Origin of the sequence: Agromyces sp. NPDC058110, from assembly GCF_042884735.1 — a bacterium.
Classification (GTDB): domain Bacteria; phylum Actinomycetota; class Actinomycetes; order Actinomycetales; family Microbacteriaceae; genus Agromyces.
Genome location: NZ_JBHVTI010000006.1, coordinates 184617 through 202473 on the forward strand (window position 1 = coordinate 184617; position 17857 = coordinate 202473).

The 17857-nt window shown below is 68.4% G+C and carries 18 protein-coding genes and 2 tRNA genes; 10 read left to right on the forward strand and 10 right to left on the reverse strand.

Annotated elements, in window-relative coordinates; translation table 11 throughout:
- The first annotated feature begins 41 nt into the window (after window positions 1-41).
- From ACFVS8_RS15910 to pknB, 7 genes are all read left to right on the forward strand, one after another.
- A complete protein-coding gene (locus tag ACFVS8_RS15910; protein ID WP_387064323.1) occupies window positions 42-779 on the forward strand; it encodes an FhaA domain-containing protein in 738 nt (245 codons plus the stop codon).
- Entirely contained in the window at window positions 776-1321 is a 546-nt protein-coding gene (locus ACFVS8_RS15915) for an FHA domain-containing protein (protein WP_387064326.1), read from the forward strand. Before ACFVS8_RS15910 ends, ACFVS8_RS15915 begins: the two co-directional genes overlap by 4 nt.
- 3 nt (window positions 1322-1324) lie before the next feature.
- Window positions 1325-2557 carry a PP2C family protein-serine/threonine phosphatase gene (locus ACFVS8_RS15920; protein ID WP_387064329.1) on the forward strand — a complete coding sequence of 411 codons (1233 nt, stop codon included), beginning with the start codon at window positions 1325-1327 and terminating at the stop codon, window positions 2555-2557.
- 88 nt (window positions 2558-2645) lie between these two features.
- The gene (locus tag ACFVS8_RS15925; RefSeq protein WP_387064878.1) at window positions 2646-3980 is read left to right on the forward strand and encodes an FtsW/RodA/SpoVE family cell cycle protein; all 1335 of its coding nucleotides are present in this window, start codon (window positions 2646-2648) and stop codon (window positions 3978-3980) included.
- Window positions 3977-5434, forward strand: coding sequence for a peptidoglycan D,D-transpeptidase FtsI family protein (locus ACFVS8_RS15930; protein ID WP_387064331.1), 1458 nt, complete (start codon window positions 3977-3979; stop codon window positions 5432-5434). The genes ACFVS8_RS15925 and ACFVS8_RS15930 overlap by 4 nt, the downstream gene beginning before the upstream one ends.
- The gene (locus ACFVS8_RS15935) at window positions 5431-7167 is read left to right on the forward strand and encodes a protein kinase (RefSeq protein ID WP_387064334.1); all 1737 of its coding nucleotides are present in this window, start codon (window positions 5431-5433) and stop codon (window positions 7165-7167) included. The genes ACFVS8_RS15930 and ACFVS8_RS15935 overlap by 4 nt, the downstream gene beginning before the upstream one ends.
- A gap of 81 nt (window positions 7168-7248) precedes the next feature.
- Window positions 7249-8943, forward strand: coding sequence for a Stk1 family PASTA domain-containing Ser/Thr kinase (pknB, locus tag ACFVS8_RS15940; RefSeq protein WP_387064337.1), 1695 nt, complete (start codon window positions 7249-7251; stop codon window positions 8941-8943).
- Between the two features lie 10 nt (window positions 8944-8953).
- Here pknB and ACFVS8_RS15945 read toward each other — a convergent pair whose 3' ends face one another.
- Genes ACFVS8_RS15945 through ACFVS8_RS15955 form a run of 3 tightly spaced genes read right to left on the reverse strand, consistent with a single transcriptional unit; the run spans window position 8954 to window position 10576 of the window.
- The gene (locus ACFVS8_RS15945) at window positions 8954-9595 is read right to left on the reverse strand and encodes an anthranilate synthase component II (RefSeq protein ID WP_387064339.1); all 642 of its coding nucleotides are present in this window, start codon (window positions 9593-9595) and stop codon (window positions 8954-8956) included.
- Window positions 9592-9750, reverse strand: coding sequence for a hypothetical protein (locus ACFVS8_RS15950; RefSeq protein WP_387064341.1), 159 nt, complete (start codon window positions 9748-9750; stop codon window positions 9592-9594). Before ACFVS8_RS15950 ends, ACFVS8_RS15945 begins: the two co-directional genes overlap by 4 nt.
- Window position 9751: 1 nt before the next feature.
- Complete coding sequence (locus tag ACFVS8_RS15955) at window positions 9752-10576, reverse strand: class E sortase (protein WP_387064344.1); 825 nt, start codon at window positions 10574-10576, stop codon at window positions 9752-9754.
- A 71-nt stretch (window positions 10577-10647) separates the two neighbouring features.
- Here ACFVS8_RS15955 and ACFVS8_RS15960 point away from each other — a divergent pair, with 71 nt between their 5' ends.
- Window positions 10648-10887 (forward strand): cell division protein CrgA, encoded by a 240-nt coding sequence (locus ACFVS8_RS15960; protein ID WP_387064347.1) that lies wholly within the window; start codon window positions 10648-10650, stop codon window positions 10885-10887.
- 141 nt (window positions 10888-11028) lie between these two features.
- On the opposite strand, the gene ACFVS8_RS15965 is transcribed toward ACFVS8_RS15960, so the two are convergent.
- Together ACFVS8_RS15965 and ACFVS8_RS15970 are read right to left on the reverse strand one after the other, a co-directional pair.
- Window positions 11029-11886: a rhomboid family intramembrane serine protease gene (locus ACFVS8_RS15965; protein ID WP_387064350.1), complete on the reverse strand. Its 858-nt coding sequence runs from the start codon at window positions 11884-11886 to the stop codon at window positions 11029-11031.
- A gap of 7 nt (window positions 11887-11893) precedes the next feature.
- Window positions 11894-12433: a peptidylprolyl isomerase gene (locus ACFVS8_RS15970; RefSeq protein WP_387064353.1), complete on the reverse strand. Its 540-nt coding sequence runs from the start codon at window positions 12431-12433 to the stop codon at window positions 11894-11896.
- A 119-nt stretch (window positions 12434-12552) separates the two neighbouring features.
- Here ACFVS8_RS15970 and ACFVS8_RS15975 point away from each other — a divergent pair, with 119 nt between their 5' ends.
- Together ACFVS8_RS15975 and ACFVS8_RS15980 are read left to right on the forward strand one after the other, a co-directional pair.
- The gene (locus ACFVS8_RS15975) at window positions 12553-13074 is read left to right on the forward strand and encodes a hypothetical protein (protein ID WP_387064356.1); all 522 of its coding nucleotides are present in this window, start codon (window positions 12553-12555) and stop codon (window positions 13072-13074) included.
- A gap of 531 nt (window positions 13075-13605) precedes the next feature.
- Window positions 13606-13854 (forward strand): hypothetical protein, encoded by a 249-nt coding sequence (locus ACFVS8_RS15980; RefSeq protein ID WP_387064358.1) that lies wholly within the window; start codon window positions 13606-13608, stop codon window positions 13852-13854.
- A 164-nt stretch (window positions 13855-14018) separates the two neighbouring features.
- Here ACFVS8_RS15980 and ACFVS8_RS15985 read toward each other — a convergent pair whose 3' ends face one another.
- The 5 genes from ACFVS8_RS15985 to gyrA all read right to left on the reverse strand — a co-directional run bounded on the left by ACFVS8_RS15985 (window position 14019) and on the right by gyrA (window position 17774).
- On the reverse strand, window positions 14019-14489 hold the full coding sequence (locus tag ACFVS8_RS15985; RefSeq protein WP_387064361.1) for an NUDIX hydrolase: 471 nt from the start codon (window positions 14487-14489) through the stop codon (window positions 14019-14021).
- A gap of 91 nt (window positions 14490-14580) precedes the next feature.
- Window positions 14581-14653, reverse strand: a tRNA-Ala gene (locus ACFVS8_RS15990).
- Window positions 14654-14691: 38 nt separating this feature from the next.
- Window positions 14692-14765 (reverse strand) — tRNA-Ile (locus tag ACFVS8_RS15995).
- A 75-nt stretch (window positions 14766-14840) separates the two neighbouring features.
- A complete protein-coding gene (locus ACFVS8_RS16000; protein ID WP_387064364.1) occupies window positions 14841-15245 on the reverse strand; it encodes a DUF3566 domain-containing protein in 405 nt (134 codons plus the stop codon).
- 6 nt (window positions 15246-15251) lie between these two features.
- Window positions 15252-17774, reverse strand: coding sequence for a DNA gyrase subunit A (gene gyrA, locus ACFVS8_RS16005; RefSeq protein ID WP_387064881.1), 2523 nt, complete (start codon window positions 17772-17774; stop codon window positions 15252-15254).
- Window positions 17775-17857: the final 83 nt, after the last annotated feature.

The following is a 17857-nucleotide window of genomic DNA, read 5'->3' on the forward strand; positions in this document are numbered from 1 at the left end:
GCTAGCATGTCACACAATCACGGAACCGGATCGGGAGACCTGTGGGCCTACTGGACAACTTCGAGAAAGGTCTCGAGCGCGCCGTCAACGGCGCCTTCGCGAAGACCTTTCGCTCGGGGCTGCAGCCCGTCGAGATCACCGCGGCACTGAAGCGCGAGATCGACACGAAGGCGGCGGTCGTCTCGCGCGACCGCGTGCTCGTGCCGAACCAGTTCGTCGTGCGGATGTCTCCGACCGACCACGAGCGCATGGCCGCCCTCGGCCCGGCGCTGACCGACGAGCTCGTCGACCTCGTGCAGAAGCACGCGGCGAGCCAGCACTTCCAGTTCGCAGGCGGCATCACGATCGCGCTCCGGCCCGACGAGGGCCTGTCCGAAGGGCTCGTGCAGGTCGACTCGCGCAACGTGAAGGGCCAGGTCGCCTGGACCCCGGTGCTCGACATCGGCGGCACGCGGCATCCGATCATCAAGGGCCGCACGGTCATCGGCCGCGGCAGCGAGGCCGACGTCACGATCGACGACTCCGGCGCATCGCGACGTCATGCCGAGGTGCAGTGGGACGGCTCGCGGGCCCGCGTGCGCGACCTCGGTTCGACCAACGGCACCCAACTCGACGGGGCGCGCATCACCGAGGCGATCCTCGAGCCCGACTCCGTGATCACCATCGGGCGCTCGCGTATCGTGTTCCGGGTGCTCGCCCAAGCCGCAACCCCCGCGCCCCGCGTCGACCCCGCGACCGAACGTCACGACATCGGCGGGTTCTGGGGGCCGGCCGAATGAGCGAACTGACGCTGCTCGTCCTGCAACTCGGGTTCCTGCTGCTGCTGTGGGCCTTCATCTTCGCGATCGTCTACGCCCTGCGCAGCGACCTCTTCGGGCAGCGCGTGCGCAAGCTGCAGCCCGAGGCGGCGACGTCCTCCCCCGCCTCGGCGTTCCCGGCCGCCGCTCCCGCAGCGGCTGCCGCTGCGGCGGCGCCCACGTCGCCCGTCTCGAGACCGGCGGCACCCGCTGCGACGCCGTCGTCCGGCGACGGTCCCATGAAGCTCGTGATCACGAGCGGCCAGAAGGCCGGCACCGAGTTCCCCCTCGGGCGCGACGAGATCACCATCGGCCGCTCGAGCGACTCGGCCATCATCATCCGCGACGACTACACGTCGACCCACCACGCCCGCATGATGCTGTGGAACGGGCAGTGGATGCTGCAGGACCTCGACTCGACGAACGGCACATTCCTCAACGGCGCCCGCGTGACGGTGCCCGTGCAGATCCCACTCGGAGCGACCATCAAGGTCGGGGCGACGACGTTCGAGCTGCGGCGGTAGCCCATGGCCTCGATCAAGGCGAGCGCCGCGGTCTCGCACGTCGGACGCATCCGCTCCAACAACCAGGACTCCGGGTACGCGGGCCGGCGGCTGTTCCTCGTCGCCGACGGCATGGGCGGGCACGCCGGCGGTGACGTCGCGAGCGCGATCGTCACCCAGCGCGTCGCCGACGCCGACGCCGAGTACCACTCCGCGCCCGAGGCCGCCGCCGCGCTCGAGGGCGCCCTGATCTCGGCGAACCGGAGGCTCGCCGAGACGGTCTCCGAGCACTCCGAGCTGACCGGCATGGGCACGACCGCGAGCGCCCTGCTGCTGCACGACGACCGCGTCGTCATCGCGCACATCGGCGACTCGCGCATCTACCTGCTGCGCTCGGGCGAGCTCAGCCAGATCTCCACCGACCACACCTTCGTGCAGCGGCTCGTCGACGCCGGGCGCATCACGGCAGAAGAAGCCATGGTGCATCCCCGCCGATCCGTGCTCATGCGCGTGCTCGGCGACGTCGAGGCCTCGCCCGAGATCGACGCGATGGTGCTCGACACCAGGCCGGGCGACCGCTGGCTGATCTGCTCCGACGGGCTCTCGGGCGTCGTGTCGTTCGATGACCTGCACGAGCAGCTCTCGGCCGACGCGGGCGCCAAGCAGGTGGCCGACCGGCTCGTGAAGGCCTCGCTCGACGGCGGCGCCCCCGACAACGTGACCGTCGTGATCGTCGACATCGGCGACCCGCCTGCGCCCGAGACCCCGCCGCTCGTCGTCGGCTCCGCGGCAGCGCCGCTCGCATTCGGCGCGCCGTCCGAGCCGGTGCGGGCGCGCCCCATGCGCCTCACGCCGTTCCGACCGCACCCGGTGCAGGAGACCCACTTCGAGCCCGACTCCGAGGACTTCTTCGACGAGATCCTCGAAGAGGACGCCAGGCGCCGGCGCCGGCGCCGCTGGGTCTGGGGCTTCTGGATCTTCGCGCTCATCGCCGCCATCGTCGCGGTCGTCGTGCTCGGCTACCAGTGGACCCAGACGCGCTACTACGTCGGCGAGTCCAACGGCCGCGTGGCGATCTTCCAGGGCATCCAGCAGGACCTCGGGCCGATCTCGTTGCACGAGCTCTACCGCGAGACCTCGGTCGACGTCTCCGAGCTGCGCACGTACGACCAGCAGCGCGTCGAGAAGACCATCACGGCCGGATCGCTCGCCGATGCGATGAAGATCGTGTCGCGATTGGAGGAATCCCTTGAGTGACGTCGGCCTCGGCGGAGCGAGCCCGGGCCAGGCCACGACCGGCCAAGCGCCCGCGTCGACGCCTCCCTCCGGCATCCGTCGCATCCGGATGCCGCAGCGACTGCGCAACCTCGAACTGTGGCTGCTCCTCATGGCGTGCGTCATCAACGCGGGCGCGATCGTGCTGGTGCAGCTGGGCGCGCTCGGCCGCATCGACACGCAGCTGGTGCTGCTCGGAGCCGGGCTCTCGCTGCTGGTCTTCGGGCTGCACATCGCGATGCGGTTCGTCGCGCGCGACGCCGACCCCTTCCTGCTGCCCATCGCGACACTGCTCAACGGGCTCGGCATCGCCATGATCTACCGCATCGACATCGCCGACGGCGAGACCGGGTGGGAGAGCGCGGCGGTGAGGCAGATCGCGTGGAGCGCGATCGCGATCGTGTGCGGCATCGCAACGATCCTGCTGATCCGCAACCACCGGGTGCTCTTCCGGTACACCTACGTCGCGGGCTTCGTGGCGATCATCCTGCTCATGCTGCCGCTCGTGCCCGGCCTCGGGCAGTCCCGCGGCGGCGCCAGGGTCTGGATCGGCATCGGCGACATCGCCACGTTCCAGCCGGGCGAGATCGCGAAGATCGCCCTCGCCGTGTTCTTCGCGGGGTACCTCGTGCGCAACCGCGACTCCCTCTCGATGGTCGGCAAGAAGTTCCTGGGCATGCGGTTCCCGCGCGCCCGCGACCTCGGACCTCTGCTCATCGTGTGGGCGCTCTCGATGAGCGTCATCGTGTTCCAGCGCGACCTCGGCACCGCCCTGCTCTACTTCGGCCTGTTCCTGGTCATGCTCTACGTCGCGACGAGCCGGCTGTCGTGGGTCGTGCTCGGCCTCTCGCTGTTCGTCGCGGGCGCGCTCATCGCGAGCCAGACCCTCGACTACGTCAACAACCGCTTCCAGAACTGGCTCGACCCGCTGAGCGACGCCCGGTACAACGCCGATCCCGGCGGCAGCTACCAGCTCGTGCAGGGCCTGTTCGGCTTGGCCAACGGCGGACTCATCGGCACCGGATGGGGCCGCGGCAGCCCCGAGCTGACGCCGGTGCCCCAGAGCGACTACATCATCGCGAGCCTCGGCGAGGAGCTCGGCCTCGCCGGCCTGTTCGCGATCCTCGCCCTGTACGTGCTGCTCGTCGCACGCGGATTCCGCATCGGCTTCGCCGGTCAGGACGACTTCGGCAAGCTGCTGGGCGTCGGCCTCGCGTTCGTCATCGCCCTGCAGGTGTTCATCGTCGTCGGAGGCGTGACCCGGGTGATCCCGCTCACGGGCCTGACGACACCGTTCCTGGCCGCGGGCGGATCGTCGCTCGTGGCCAACTGGATCATCGTCGCGCTGCTCCTGCGGCTGTCCGACACGGTCCGAAACCATCCGAGGCTGGTGATCGACGGATGAATCGCGAACTCAAGCGCGTCAGCATCTTCGCCCTGCTGATGTTCGTCGCCCTGTTCGTCTCGACGACGGTGATCCAGTATTTCAGCGCCGACTCCCTGGCGGCCGACCCGCGCAACGCGCGGACGCTCTACGCCAGCTACTCGGTCGAGCGGGGTCCGATCCTCGTCGACGGCACGCCCGTCGCGTTCTCGCAGCCCTCCGACGACGACTACAAGTTCCTCCGCGTGTACCCGAACGGGCCGCTCTACGCGGGCATCACCGGGTACATCCCCGTGAACGGCGAGGCGACCGGCCTCGAGAGCTCGCTCAACGACTACCTCAGCGGGCAGTCGTCGTCGCAGTTCTTCGACAAGATCAACCGGCTCATCTCCGGGCAGGACCCCATGGGCGCCTCGGTCGACGTCGCGATCGACCCCGTCGCGCAGCAGGCCGCCTGGGACGCCCTCGGCGACTACTCGGGCGCCGTCGTCGTGACCGAGCCGGCGACGGGACGCATCCTCGCGATGGTCACCAAGCCGACGTTCGACCCGAACTCGATGGTCGTGCACGACGGCGCCGAGGTCCAGGCGACCTACGAAGGCCTGCTCGCTGATCCGAGCGAGCCCCTCATCAACCGCGCGACCGGCGGCGACATGAACCCTCCCGGTTCGGTGTTCAAGCTCGTCGTGACCGCGGCCGCGCTCGAGTCCGGCCGGTACACGCCCGAGAGCACGTTCCCGAACCCCGGGAGCCTGACGCTCCCCGGAACCGACTCCGTCGTGATCAACTCGGGCGGCGGCACCTGCGGCGGCGGCGGCGCGACCGTGACGCTCGCCGACGCGCTGAAGTACTCGTGCAACATCCCGTTCGCCGAGCTCGGCATGGAGCTCGGCGACGACGCGATCCGCGAGCAGGCCGAGAAGTTCGGCTTCAACCACGAGTTCGAGATCCCGACCGCGACGGAGGCGAGCGTCTACCCGCGCGGTCTCGACGAGCCGCAGACCGCGCTCAGCGCCTTCGGCCAGTACACCGTGCGAGCCACCCCGCTGCAGATGGCCGTCGTGTCGGCCGCGATCGCCAACGGCGGCATCGTGATGAACCCGAACCTCGTAGACCAGATCACGGCTCCCGACTTCACGCCGCTGCAGGAGTTCGAGACATCCGAATTCGGCCGTGCGATCAGTGAGGATACCGCCAAGACCATGACCCAGATGATGGTCAACGGCGTCGATTCCGGGGCCGCGAGTAATGCAAGAATAGACGGCGTCAGCGTGGCCGGTAAAACGGGTACAGCGGAGAACGGCGAGGACGACCCTTACACCTTGTGGTTCACCGGTTTTGCCCCCGCGGACAACCCTCAGTATGCGATCACGGTACTCGTGGAGGATGGCGGGGGACTTGGTCAGGAGGGGTACGGCAATCTCATCGCCGCACCCATCGCAAAGCAGGTACTAGAGGCGGTGCTGAACAAATGAGACCGAGCGCAGGGCTCACCTTCGGGGGGCGCTACGAACTGCAATCCCGCATCGCGATCGGCGGGATGGGCGAGGTGTGGCAAGCCACCGACCTCGTCATCGGCCGACAGGTCGCGATCAAGATCCTGAAGGACGAATACCTCGGCGACCCCGGGTTCCTCGAGCGATTCCGCGCCGAGGCCCGTCACGCCGCGCTCGTGAACCACGAGGGCATCGCCAACGTCTTCGACTACGGCGAGGAGGAGGGCAGCGCCTACCTCGTCATGGAACTCGTGCCCGGCGAGGCGCTCTCGACGATCCTCGAGCGGGAGCACGTGCTCTCGACCGACAAGGTGCTCGACATCGTCGCGCAGACCGCGAACGCGCTCCAGGCCGCCCACGCGGCCGGCCTGGTGCACCGCGACATCAAGCCCGGCAACCTCCTCATCACGCCCGACGGACGCGTGAAGATCACCGACTTCGGCATCGCGCGCATCGCCGACCAAGTGCCGCTCACCGCCACGGGCCAGGTCATGGGCACGGTGCAGTACCTGTCGCCCGAGCAGGCGTCGGGTCACCCGGCCTCGCCGACCACCGACATCTACTCGCTGGGCATCGTGGCCTACGAGGCCCTCGCCGGCCGTCGCCCGTTCACGGGCGAGTCGCAGGTCGCGATCGCGATGGCGCAGATCAACGAGACGCCGCCCGACCTTCCCGTCACCGTCTCCGAGCCGGTGCGCAACCTCGTCTACGCGTGCATCGCGAAGAACCCGGCCGAACGGCCGCAGACGGCCGCGCACCTCGCGAGGGCCGCATCCGCGCTCCGCCGCGGCGACGTGCAGGGCGCCGCCGTCGCCGTTCCGGCCGTGCTCGGCGTCGCGGGCGGCGCCGCCGCGGCCACGATGCTCATGCCCCAGGCAGGCGCGACCGCCGCGACGACCGTGCTCTCCACCGGCGCACCCGCTCCGGGCGAGGAGGACGCCGAAGAAGAGGTCGAGGAGAAGAAGCGCAGCCCCTGGACCTGGCCGCTCATCGTCCTCATCGCCGTGCTCGCGATCGTGCTCATCGGCACGATCATCGCCCTGTCGCTCAACAACGGAGGCGACAAGACCCCGGCGTCCACCAGCAAGCCGCCGACGACCCGCAGCGCCCCTCCGAGCTCGGCCCCTCCGACCTCGGAGGCGCCCACGACCGCCGAGATCAACGCAGCCGATTTCGTCGGCCTGTCGGTCGACGACGCCCGCGCGAAGCTCGGCGAGCTCGGCATGGTCGCGAACGGCGTCGAGGGCAAGCCCGCCGCAGACCCGTCCGGCACGGGCATCGTGTACGAGGTCAACCCGACCGGACCGGTTCCGATCGGGTCCGAGGTCACGGTGACCTACTACGCCGCCCCCGAGACCCCCGCAGCACCTGGAGCCGCCCCGAGCGTCTCGCCGTCGACCGCGGCGCCCGGCGCCTCGATCCAAGTCTCGTGGCCCACGGCGCAGTGCCCGGCCGGCCAGACCCGCTCCGGCTACCAGGTCAACGTCGACGGCCCGGCATCGGCTGCTCCCCCGCTCGGTGCCGATGCCACGAACGTGACCATCACGGTGAACGCCGATGCCGCCGACGGTTCGGTCATCAACATCAGCTACCTGTACTTCTGCGGTGCGCTGAGTTCCGATGCCTCGCCGGCAGCCCCGGTCACCGTCGCCGCGTCTCCCGCCCCGACTCCCGATGCCGGAGGCACCGGCGGTACGGACGACGGCAACTGAAGTCGGCCTCCCGTCTCGACGAGACGGGAGGACTCGCTGCTGCATCGACCGCGACGTGAATGAGAGAGGAACCGGGCGCACGTGACTGACGAAGGACAGGTTCTCGCCGGACGCTACCGTGTGGGCCAGCTCATCGGCCGCGGCGGCATGTCCGACGTGCACGTGGGTCAGGACACCCGCCTCGGCCGTCAGGTCGCCATCAAGCTCCTGAAGCCGCAGCTCGCCACCGACCCTGCCTTCCGGATGCGGTTCCGCCAGGAGGCGCAGTCGGCCGCACGAATGGCCCATCCGACCATCGTCCGGGTGTTCGACGCCGGCGAGGAGACCGTGGCCGACGCGTCCGGTCACGAGGTGCAGCTCCCGTTCATCGTGATGGAGTTCGTCGAGGGCCGCCTGCTCAAGGACATCATCCACGACGGCCCCCTCGAGCCCGCTGCCGCGGTGCGCGTCATCGACAGCGTGCTCACGGCCCTCGAGTACTCGCACCGCGCTGGCGTCGTGCACCGCGACATCAAGCCCGGCAACATCATGATCACCACCGCCGGCCAGGTGAAGGTCATGGACTTCGGCATCGCCCGCGCGGTCTCCGACTCGTCGACGACGGTCGCGCAGACCACGGCGATCCTCGGCACGGCCTCGTACTTCTCGCCCGAACAGGCCAAGGGCGAGACCGTCGATGCACGAACCGACCTGTACTCGACCGGCGTCGTGCTCTTCGAGATGCTCACCGGTCGCCCGCCGTTCCGCGGCGACACCCCGGTGGCGGTCGCCTACCAGCACGTGAGCGAACGACCGGTCAAGCCGAGCGTCATCAACCCCAAGGTCTCACCCGCGCTCGATGCGGTAGTCATGCACGCCCTCGTCAAGACGCGCGAGGGCCGCTATCAGACGGCCGCCGAGTTCCGGGCCGACATCGACACCGCGGCATCAGGTCGTGTTCCCACGCACCAGCGCGTAGAGGAGTCGGCGATGCTGTTCGGTGCGCCCACCGGTTCTCTCTCGACCTCAGAGCTCGCCCTCCGCCAGCTCACCGAAGACGAGACGATGAACCGTACCCAGCGGCGCCCACCGGCGATCTGGATCTGGTCGGGCATCATCGGCGTGATCGTCATCGTGATCGCGGTCATGTACTGGGCGTTCAACCTCCAGCCCACGGTCGAGGTGCCCTCGAACGCGCGCGAGGTGCCCGCCTTCGTCGACACCACGTACGAAGACGCCGTCGAGCAATTGCAGCAGCTCGGCCTTCCCGCCTCCCGCATCGACGAGACCAGCACCGACATCGAAGCCGGCCTCGTGATCCGCACCGACCCGCCGGCTGGCGAGATCGTCGATGCCAACACGCCCATCACCGTGTACGTCTCGTCCGGTCGCGAGTCGATCAAGGTGCCCGACGTGCGCAACGCGACGATCGATCAGGCGAAGAAGACGATCACCGACGCCGGTCTGGCCGCGGGCTCCGAGACCCGCACAACGTCGCCGACCGTCGCGGCAGACGTCGTGCTGGGCACCGACCCCGAAGCGGGGGCGTCGGTCGAGGCCGGTTCGACCGTCAACTTCCAGATCTCGAACGGCATGGTCACGCTGCCCGACCTCACCGAGCAGTCGCTCGACGCCGCGTCGTCGCTGCTGACGGCCGAGAACCTGCAGCTGACGCCGGTTCCCAAGCCAGACGCCGGATGCGCGTCGCAGCCCGGTTCGCCCGTGACCCACCAGTCGCTCTCGCCGGGCGACGTGCCGCAGCACTCCTCGGTCGAGCTCACCTACTGCGCGGGCTGAGCCCTCGAGCTCAGTCAGCTGCACGCAGCAGCGGATTGAAGCCCGCTGCGCGCTCGGGTGCCTCGGCGAGCCCGGCGACCGCGAGCCAGTTGCCGAGCATGCGGTAGCCGCCCTCGGTGAGCACCGACTCGGGGTGGAACTGCACGCCGTAGATGGGCGCCTCGACGTGCCTGAGTCCCATGATGATGCCGCCCTGCGTGCGACTCGTGACCTCGAGCTCATCGGGAAGCGTGCCATCGACGACCGCGAGCGAGTGGTACCGCGTCGCAGTGAACGGCTGGGGCACTCCGACGTAGAAGTCGCTGTCGTCGTGCTCGACGCTCGAGGTCTTGCCGTGCATGAGCTCTTCGGCGTTCGTCACGACCCCGCCGAATGCCTCGGCGATCGCCTGGTGGCCGAGGCAGACGCCGAGCAGCGGCGTGCCCGACTCGAGCGCAGCGCGAACGAACGGGATCGACACGCCGGCGTCCGACGGCTTGCCCGGGCCGGGAGAGAGCAGCACGGCGTCGAAGCCCGCGATGCGCTCGGCGACCTCGCTCTCGGGGAAGGCGTCGTTGCGCAGCACCTCGGTCTCGGCGCCCAGCTCCTGGAGGTAGCCGTTCAGCGTGTAGACGAAGCTGTCGTAGTTGTCGATGACGAGGATTCGGGTCATTGGTCCACCGTGACGTCGATCGGGTTGACGATGCCGTCGACCCAGGGGAACACCCACGTGAAGAGGGCGTAGACCGCTGCCGCGATGATGAGCAGCAGCAGGATGATGCGCAGCCAGATCGGGCCCGGAAGGACCCGCCAGAGAGCTCCGTACAATTCAGGACCCCCAGGTTGCGACGATGTCGGCGATCTCGGCCGGCGGACCGGCGGAGGCGGGCTGCCACGAGTCGAGCACGCCGTAGGCGACGAGGCGCTCGGCGGTCGAGTAGAGCGGGTTGCAGGTCGTCAGCGTGATGACGCGATCGGTCGGCGTCACGTCGGGCTGGTGCGGCACCGCCGCGAGCACGTCGACCGTGTCGGGCGTCACGTACTCGAAGTCGCGGAACCGGTAGGTGTACCAGCCGTCCTTCGTCTGGATGTAGATCGGGTCGCCGAGTTGGAACTGCTCGATCTCGTGCATGCCGCCGCCGTAGGCACTGCGGTGCGACGCGATCGCGAAGTTGCCGACCTGGCCCGGCATCTGCGTGCCCGGGTAGTGGCCGACGCCCGTCTCGAAGCTGTTGAGCACGTCGAGTCCGTAGCCCTCGGCGATCTGCCGCACCGAGTCGTGGGTGCCCGGCGTATCGAAGCGCGGCACGTACATGACCGCGAACGCCTCGCCGTTCGGGTACTCGGCCGGGCCGACGACGGGCTCGCCGTAGTCGGCGGGGTCGGGCGCCGGCTCGTCGCCGCGGGCCGCTCGCGCCTGCTCGATCCAATCGGCGCTCTGGGCGGATGCCGCGGCCGACTGCTGCCCGGCCATGATCGCGTCGTTCCACCAGAGCTGCCAGCCGAGGAACAACAGGATCAGCACGCCGGCGGTCAGCAGGAGTTCTCCGAACACGCCCACCACGCTGACGCGGTGTCGCGGCTTCGCACCGTCGCCCTGGGCGCTGCGTCGCCCACGGTCGCGGCGTCGGCCTTCGGGCGGCGACTCGGACATGGGGTCGATTCTATTCCGCCCGAGGAGCGCTCGGCTGTGAGTCCCGCGCAGTCTCAGATAGAATCGCCCGCATGGCACGCACGAAATCATCGAAGCCCGCACGAGCGGAGCAGGCGAGCGGCGAAGAAGCGCCGAACCCGGTCTGGTTCAAGCCCGTCATGTTCGGCTTCATGCTGCTCGGGCTCGCCTGGATCATCGTCTTCTACGTCAGCCAGGGCAAGCTGCCCATCGCCGACCTCGGCTCGTGGAACATCCTCATCGGCTTCGGCATCGCGTTCATCGGCTTCCTGATGACGACGCGCTGGCGCTGAGCCGGAACCACTGGAGTCACCGAACGGGCGGATGCGACATCCGCCCGTTTCGTCGTCCCTTGATGCCTGTGCCTGCACCGGCTGACGCAGCAATTACATCGGTGTAACTCTCTCCCCAGATGTGGAAGAGGCTGTGGATAATCAGAACGCGGCGATCTTCGCACCGGCGACGACCGTGCCGACGACGAGCAGCAGCACGGCAAGCGCGACGAGCAGTGCGATCTGCATGCCGCGACGGGACCGCTTGCGCGTCTCGAGCAGGATCAGGCCGACCAAGGCGCCGCCGACGAGGCCGCCGAGATGCGCCTGCCACGAGATGTTCGCGCCCGGCAGGAAGCCGATGCCGAGGTTGATGGCCAGCAGGATGTACAGCTGGGTCATGTTGCCGCCGAGCCGGCGTTGGATCACGACGAAGGCGCCCATGAGGCCGAAGATCGCGCCCGAGGCGCCGATGACCCAGCCCAGCGGGTCTGCGAGCAGCACCACTCCGACCGAACCCGCCAGCCCACTGATCAGGTAGAGCGCGAGGAACCGCGCGCGTCCGAGCATGGGTTCGAGCAGTTGGCCGAACAGCCAGAGCGTGTACATGTTCAGCAGCAGATGCAGGATCGAGCCGTGCAGGAACACGCTCGTCAGGGCACGCCACGGCTCGTAGGTGCCCGTCGACATCGCCAGCGGCGTGAACGCGAACAGGTTCGTCAGCAGGGACCCGGTGAGCCACTGCAGCACGTACACGACGACCGATATTCCGATGAGGGAATACGTGGCCACGGGGGCACCACGACCCGCGGCTGCGCGGAAGCGTGTGAAGACCGCGGGCTTGGTCCGAGGTGCCGAGGCGCGCTGCTCGCGCATGCACTCGGGGCAGATCACGCCGACGGGCGCAGCGGTCTGGCATTCGCCGCACACCGTGCGCCCGCAGCGCTGGCAGAGCACGAAGCTCTGACGGTCGGGATGCCGGTAGCAGAAGTTCGCGCGTTCCGCGCCGGCATCCGTCACCTGATCGTCAGGCCTGCTCGATGGTGACGCTCTCGATCACCACGTCGTCGAGCGGGCGGTCGCGGCCGTCGGTCGGCACCGACGCGAGCTTGTCGACGATCGCTTGGCTCGCCGAATCGGTCACCTTGCCGAAGATGCTGTGCTTGCCCTGCAGCCAGGTGGTCGGACCGACCGTGATGAAGAACTGCGAGCCGTTCGTGCCGTGGCCGGCCTGGATGCCGGCGTTCGCCATGGCGAGCACGTACGGCTCGGTGAAGTCGAGCTCGGGGTTGATCTCGTCGTCGAACTGGTAGCCCGGGCCGCCGATGCCCTGACCGAGCGGGTCGCCGCCCTGGATCATGAAGCCGGGGATGATGCGGTGGAAGACGACGCCGTCGTACAGCGGGTCGTTGGACTTCTGCCCGGTGGCCGGGTGCGTCCACTCGATCTCGCCGGTCGCGAGGCCGACGAAGTTCTTGACCGTCTTCGGCGCGTGGTGGCCGTAGAGGTCGACCTTGATGGGTCCGAGGTTGGTGTTGAGCGTCGCGACTGCGGTAGGAATCGGCATTCTTGTATTCTGTCACGCGCTGATTCGTCAAGGGGAATGCACGTTTGCGACTCTCACCTCGCTTCCAGCTGTTTCGGTGGCAAGATGGAGTGATTCGCTGCACATCGATGGAGGGTCAGATGAGCCTGTCACGCAAGCGCCAGAAGGAACTCAAGCGGCTGCGCAGTAGTGCCGAGGATCTGTGGGGAGATCAGCAGCAGGTACTCGATCGCGCGAACGCCGTCGCACGTGAGGCGAGCCGCCAACTGAGCGCGCTCCACCACGAAGAGGTCGTTCCGCGCGTCCGCACGGGCTACGAGAACTACGTGCGTCCCTCGCTCAGCCAGGCCCGCGAATTCGCAGCGACCGCCGGCGACGGCGTCGAGCGCGCACTCGGATCCGCGCTCGGCTCGGTGCTGTCGATCGGCGACATCGCGAACGACACCCGCGTCCGCCGCGCTGTCGAACGCGTGGCGCCGAAGGCGGCTGCGCCGGTGGCGACCAAGAGCGGCCCCGGATTCGGCGCCGTGCTCGCGATCGGCGCCGGCATCGCCGTCGCTGCCGGCATCGCCTACGCCGTCTGGCAGACGTTCCGCGCTGACGACGAACTCTGGGTCGCCGACGACGAGCCCGCTCCGGCGCCGTCGTCGCCCGCCCTGTAACACCCGGGCTTCGCGAATGGCCCCGCCCGTCGGCGGGGCCTTTCGCGTGCCCGCGAACACCCGCACGGACTCAGGGCTGGCACTGAAGTCCGAAGAATTCTGCGATTCGCACTTGCGCTTTCTGTGAAGATGCCGGTAAGTTCATTTTTCGGCGAAACCGCCCCGATCGAGAGAGGAGTTGAGTCCTATGAACAAGCTCACGTACACGCAGCCTCACACCGGATTCCTCCTCGTGTCTCCGGCCTGCTGAACCGCCCCGACTGCACACGCCGCTCGGCGTAGCCGTCACTCCGCCCGATCGGGCGTGATCCTCCTCGAGCCGTCTCGACGCACGTCGTCGATGCAGCCCCGCCGGATCCGCTGATCGAGACGACGCACCGCCCGCCTCTCGGCGCCGCTCGCGTCTCCCCGGCCCCGCTGCCTCCGCGCGGCGGCCCGCCGTCCGGCATCCGCGCCGTCCGGCACGCACCACCCCGCAGGCCATCCGCCGGCGGGTACTCACTCACATCGAGATCCGACGAAGGAATCACCGTGAACACCACCACCATCGCCGCACGCCCGCTTCAGGCACGCGCGAATCTCTACCAGCCCAAGGCGCACGGCCTGCAGGAGCGCACGGCGCGCCGGCTCGGCCAGGCCCTGCTCGACTGGAGCGAGCGCCGCTCGGCACTCCGCTCCCCCGAGACCGTGCTGCTCCGCCGCCGCGCGGAGCGCGACGCACAGCTCGCCCTCGCCGACCTGCAGCACCAGCTCGGCACGCTCGGAAGCCCGCTCGTCTGATGAACGCGGCGACCATCACCCACGACCGGCACGGATCGGATCCCTGGCACGAGCCCAGGGTCCGGTCCGTGCACGGCCGCACCGACGGCATCCTGCCGAGAGCGGAACGTGCGGCATCCCGTTCCGTTGCCGGCCGGATGTCGTCGGGCTCCCGGTTCGACCGGTCAGCGGCGCTCGCGCGATCGTTCCCAGCGGCCGCCGCCGGGAACGCCGTTCGCCGGCTCGTCCGCATCCAACTGGAGCGCGATCTCGACGAGGCTCACGAGCTTCAGCGAGCTGACCTCGTCGAGCGGGAACCAACGGGCCTCATCGCTCGAACCGCCGACCTCGTTACGGAGTTCGCCGCCCGTGACGTGCGCCCGGTAGACGACGCGCATGCCGTACAGAGGAGCATCGCCCGAGATCCGCTTGGCAGCCGGTACCACCATTGTGTCGATACCGAGCAGGCGGTCGACCTCGGCGTCGTACCCCGTCTCCTCGAACACCTCGCGCACCACCGCCGCAGCCGGATGCTCGGTGCCCTCGATACCGCCCCCTGGAAGGGTCCAACCCGACCGACCGTGCTCGTTCCAGTGCGACAGCAGGATCTCCCCGTCGCGGATGATCACGGCGTAGGCGGCGATGCGGATGTCCATCCGCACACTGTATCCGTTGACCGCCGGCTCACCGACAACCTCCCGCCAACGCAAAAGCGCCCGACCTCTGCAGGTCGAGCGCTTTCTGTTGTGGAGCCTAGGAGATTCGAACTCCTGACATCCTGCTTGCAAAGCAGGCGCTCTACCAACTGAGCTAAGGCCCCGGATCGAGTGCCGAGGCACTCGGTGTGGAGTTGTGGAGTGGGGATACGAGGACTTGAACCTCGGACCTCTTCGTTATCAGCGAAGCGCTCTAACCGCCTGAGCTATATCCCCGTTTTCGGCCTTGGATAGGTTACATGACGATTCGCGAAACTCCGAATCGAGACTGTTCTCCCGCGGCCGGGCCGGTCAGTTGTTGGTGAACCCGACCAGGATGCCGCCAGTGATCTTGACGCTCAGGTTGTAGAGCACGGCGAGGATGGCGCCGAGCGCGGTGGTCACGACCAGGTTGAGCAGTGCCGCGACGATCGCGAATCCCATGACGTTGCCGAGCGAGAGCACGGCCGTGAGGTCGGTGCCGGCTCCGGCGACGTCTTGCACCAGCGAGTTGAGGTTCTCGAAGATGCCCGTCGAGCTGAGCACGGTGTGCACGAGGAAGGTCACCACGATGCTCACGACGGCCAGGGCCACGGCGATGAGGAACGACAGCTTCACCGCCGACCAGAAGTCGATGTACACCAGGCGCAGGCGGACCTGCTTCGCCTGCGGTCGGCGGTTCGATTTGCGTGCGAGCTTCTCGGCAACGCTACTCATAGACGCTTACTCCTCTCCCGCGGGCTCGTCTGCATCGGTTTCTGCGGACTCCTCCACGAGATTCCGTTCGGAATTCTTCGCGATCGCGATGATCCGGTCGGTCTCCGCGAACTTCGCGAAGACGACGCCCATCGTGTCCCTGCCCTTGGCGGGAACCTCGGCGACGTCAGAGCGTACCACCTTGCCACTGGCAAGAACCACAAGGACCTCGTCGGTGCGCGAGACGATCAGGGCACCCGCCAGATCGCCCCGATCGTCGTTGAGTTTGGCGACCTTGATGCCGAGTCCGCTGCGCTGCTGCTTGCGATACTCCTCGATCCGGGTGCTCTTCGCGTAGCCGCCCTCGGTCACCACGAACACGTAGGTGTCCGACGGACTGAGCTTCTGGCCGGCCACGTCGGCCGCGGCATCCGCACCGCTCTCGACGTCATCGCCGTTCGAGTGCGCCACGACGGATGCCTGGAGCAGACTGTCGTCGCCGCGGAAACTCATGCCCTTGACGCCCGACGTCGAACGACCCATGGGCCGCAGGGCCTCGTCGGTCGCCTCGAAGCGCAGGGACATGCCCTTGCGGGACACGAGCAGGATCTCGTCGTGCTCGTCGGCGAGCATCGCCGAGACGAGTTCGTCGCCCTCGCGGAGGTTGATGGCGATGACGCCGCGTGCGCGGTTGGTGTCGTACGCCGTCAGCTCTGTCTTCTTGACGAGGCCGTCGCGCGTCGCGAGCACCAGGTACTGCGCGACCGCATAGTCGCGGATGTCGAGGATCTCGGCGACCTGCTCGTCGGGCTGCAGCTCGAGGAGGTTCGCGAGGTGCTGGCCCTTCGCGTCGCGGCCGCCTTCCTGGATCTCGTACGCCTTCGCACGGTACACGCGGCCCATGTTCGTGAAGAACAGCAGCCAGTGGTGCGTGGTGGTGACGAAGAAGTGCTCGACCACGTCGTCGGCCCGCAGCTGCGCGCCCTTGACGCCCTTGCCGCCGCGGTGCTGCGACCGGTAGTTGTCGCTGCGGGTGCGCTTGACGTATCCGCCGCGCGTGACGGTGACGACCATCTCCTCTTCTGGGATGAGGTCCTCGACCGACATGTCGCCGTCGAACCCGGGCATGATCTGCGTGCGGCGGTCGTCGCCGTACTTGTCGACGATCTCGGCGAGCTCCTCGGAGACGATCGCGCGCTGCCGCTCGGGCGACGCGATGATCGCACGGAAGTCGGTGATCTGCGCCTCGAGCTCGGTGGCCTCGTCGATGATCTTCTGCCGCTCGAGTGCCGCGAGGCGACGGAGCTGCATCTCGAGGATGGCACGGGCCTGCAGCTCGTCGATGTCGAGCAGCTCGATCAGCCCGTCGCGCGCCTCTTCGACCGTGGGCGATCGGCGGATGAGCGCGATGACCTCGTCGAGCGCGTCGAGCGCCTTGAGGTACCCGCGGAGGATGTGCATGCGCTCTTCGGCCTTGCGCAGGCGGAACTGCGTGCGGCGCACGATGACGTCGATCTGGTGGTCGACCCAGTGCGCGATGAAGCCGTCGATCGAGAGCGTGCGGGGCACGCCGTCGACGATCGCGAGCATGTTCGCGCCGAAGTTCTCCTGCAGTTGGGTGTGCTTGTAGAGGTTGTTCAGCACGACCTTCGCCACCGCGTCGCGCTTGAGCACGAGCACGAGACGCTGGCCGGTGCGGCCCGAGGTCTCGTCGCGGATGTCGGCGATGCCGCCGATCTTGCCGTCCTTCACCATGTCGGCGATCTTGATCGCCAGGTTGTCGGGGTTCACCTGGTACGGCAGCTCGGTGACGACGAGGCAGGTGCGGCCCTGGAGCTCTTCGACCGAGACCACCGCGCGCATGGTGATGGACCCGCGACCCGTGCGGTAGGCGTCGTTGATGCCCTTGACGCCGAGGATCTGGGCGCCGGTCGGGAAGTCGGGACCCTTGATGCGCTGGATGAGCGCCTCTTGGAGCTCTTCGCGACTCGCCTCGGGGTTCTCGAGGTACCACTGGGCACCGGATGCCACCTCGCGCAGGTTGTGCGGGGGGATGTTCGTCGCCATGCCGACCGCGATGCCGACCGAGCCGTTGACGAGGAGGTTCGGGAAGCGCGCCGGAAGGATCGACGGCTCCTGCGTTCGACCGTCGTAGTTGTCCTGGAAGTCGACGGTCTCCTCGTCGATGTCGCGGACCATCTCGAGCGCGAGCGGCGCCATCTTGGTCTCGGTGTATCGAGGGGCGGCGGCGCCGTCGTTGCCGGGCGAGCCGAAGTTGCCCTGGCCGAGCGCGAGCGGATACCGCAGGCTCCACGGCTGCACGAGGCGCACGAGTGCGTCGTAGATCGCGGTGTCACCGTGCGGGTGGAACTGGCCCATGACGTCGCCGACGACGCGCGCGCACTTCGAGAACGCCTTGTCGGGCCGGTATCCGCCGTCGTACATGGCATAGATCACCCGGCGGTGCACGGGCTTCAGGCCGTCGCGCACGTCGGGCAGCGCTCGTCCGACGATGACGCTCATGGCGTAGTCGAGGTACGAGCGCTGCATCTCGAGCTGCAGATCGACCTGGTCGATCTTGCCGTGGATGCCGTGGCCGCCGGTGGTCTCGTCGCCGGCCGCGCCGGGCTCGA

Coding starts and splice junctions, on each gene's coding strand:
- ACFVS8_RS15970 (WP_387064353.1), bottom strand. CDS start 12,433: ATGCCGATTCCTACCGCAGTCGCGACGCTCAACACCAACCTCGGACCC.
- gyrA (WP_387064881.1), bottom strand. CDS start 17,774: ATGCAGCGCTCGTACCTCGACTACGCCATGAGCGTCATCGTCGGACGA.
- ACFVS8_RS15955 (WP_387064344.1), bottom strand. CDS start 10,576: ATGTCCGAGTCGCCGCCCGAAGGCCGACGCCGCGACCGTGGGCGACGC.
- ACFVS8_RS15920 (WP_387064329.1), top strand. CDS start 1,325: ATGGCCTCGATCAAGGCGAGCGCCGCGGTCTCGCACGTCGGACGCATC.
- ACFVS8_RS16000 (WP_387064364.1), bottom strand. CDS start 15,245: ATGAGTAGCGTTGCCGAGAAGCTCGCACGCAAATCGAACCGCCGACCG.
- ACFVS8_RS15935 (WP_387064334.1), top strand. CDS start 5,431: ATGAGACCGAGCGCAGGGCTCACCTTCGGGGGGCGCTACGAACTGCAA.
- ACFVS8_RS15945 (WP_387064339.1), bottom strand. CDS start 9,595: ATGACCCGAATCCTCGTCATCGACAACTACGACAGCTTCGTCTACACG.
- ACFVS8_RS15960 (WP_387064347.1), top strand. CDS start 10,648: ATGGCACGCACGAAATCATCGAAGCCCGCACGAGCGGAGCAGGCGAGC.
- ACFVS8_RS15930 (WP_387064331.1), top strand. CDS start 3,977: ATGAATCGCGAACTCAAGCGCGTCAGCATCTTCGCCCTGCTGATGTTC.
- ACFVS8_RS15975 (WP_387064356.1), top strand. CDS start 12,553: ATGAGCCTGTCACGCAAGCGCCAGAAGGAACTCAAGCGGCTGCGCAGT.
- ACFVS8_RS15915 (WP_387064326.1), top strand. CDS start 776: ATGAGCGAACTGACGCTGCTCGTCCTGCAACTCGGGTTCCTGCTGCTG.
- ACFVS8_RS15985 (WP_387064361.1), bottom strand. CDS start 14,489: ATGGACATCCGCATCGCCGCCTACGCCGTGATCATCCGCGACGGGGAG.
- ACFVS8_RS15925 (WP_387064878.1), top strand. CDS start 2,646: ATGCCGCAGCGACTGCGCAACCTCGAACTGTGGCTGCTCCTCATGGCG.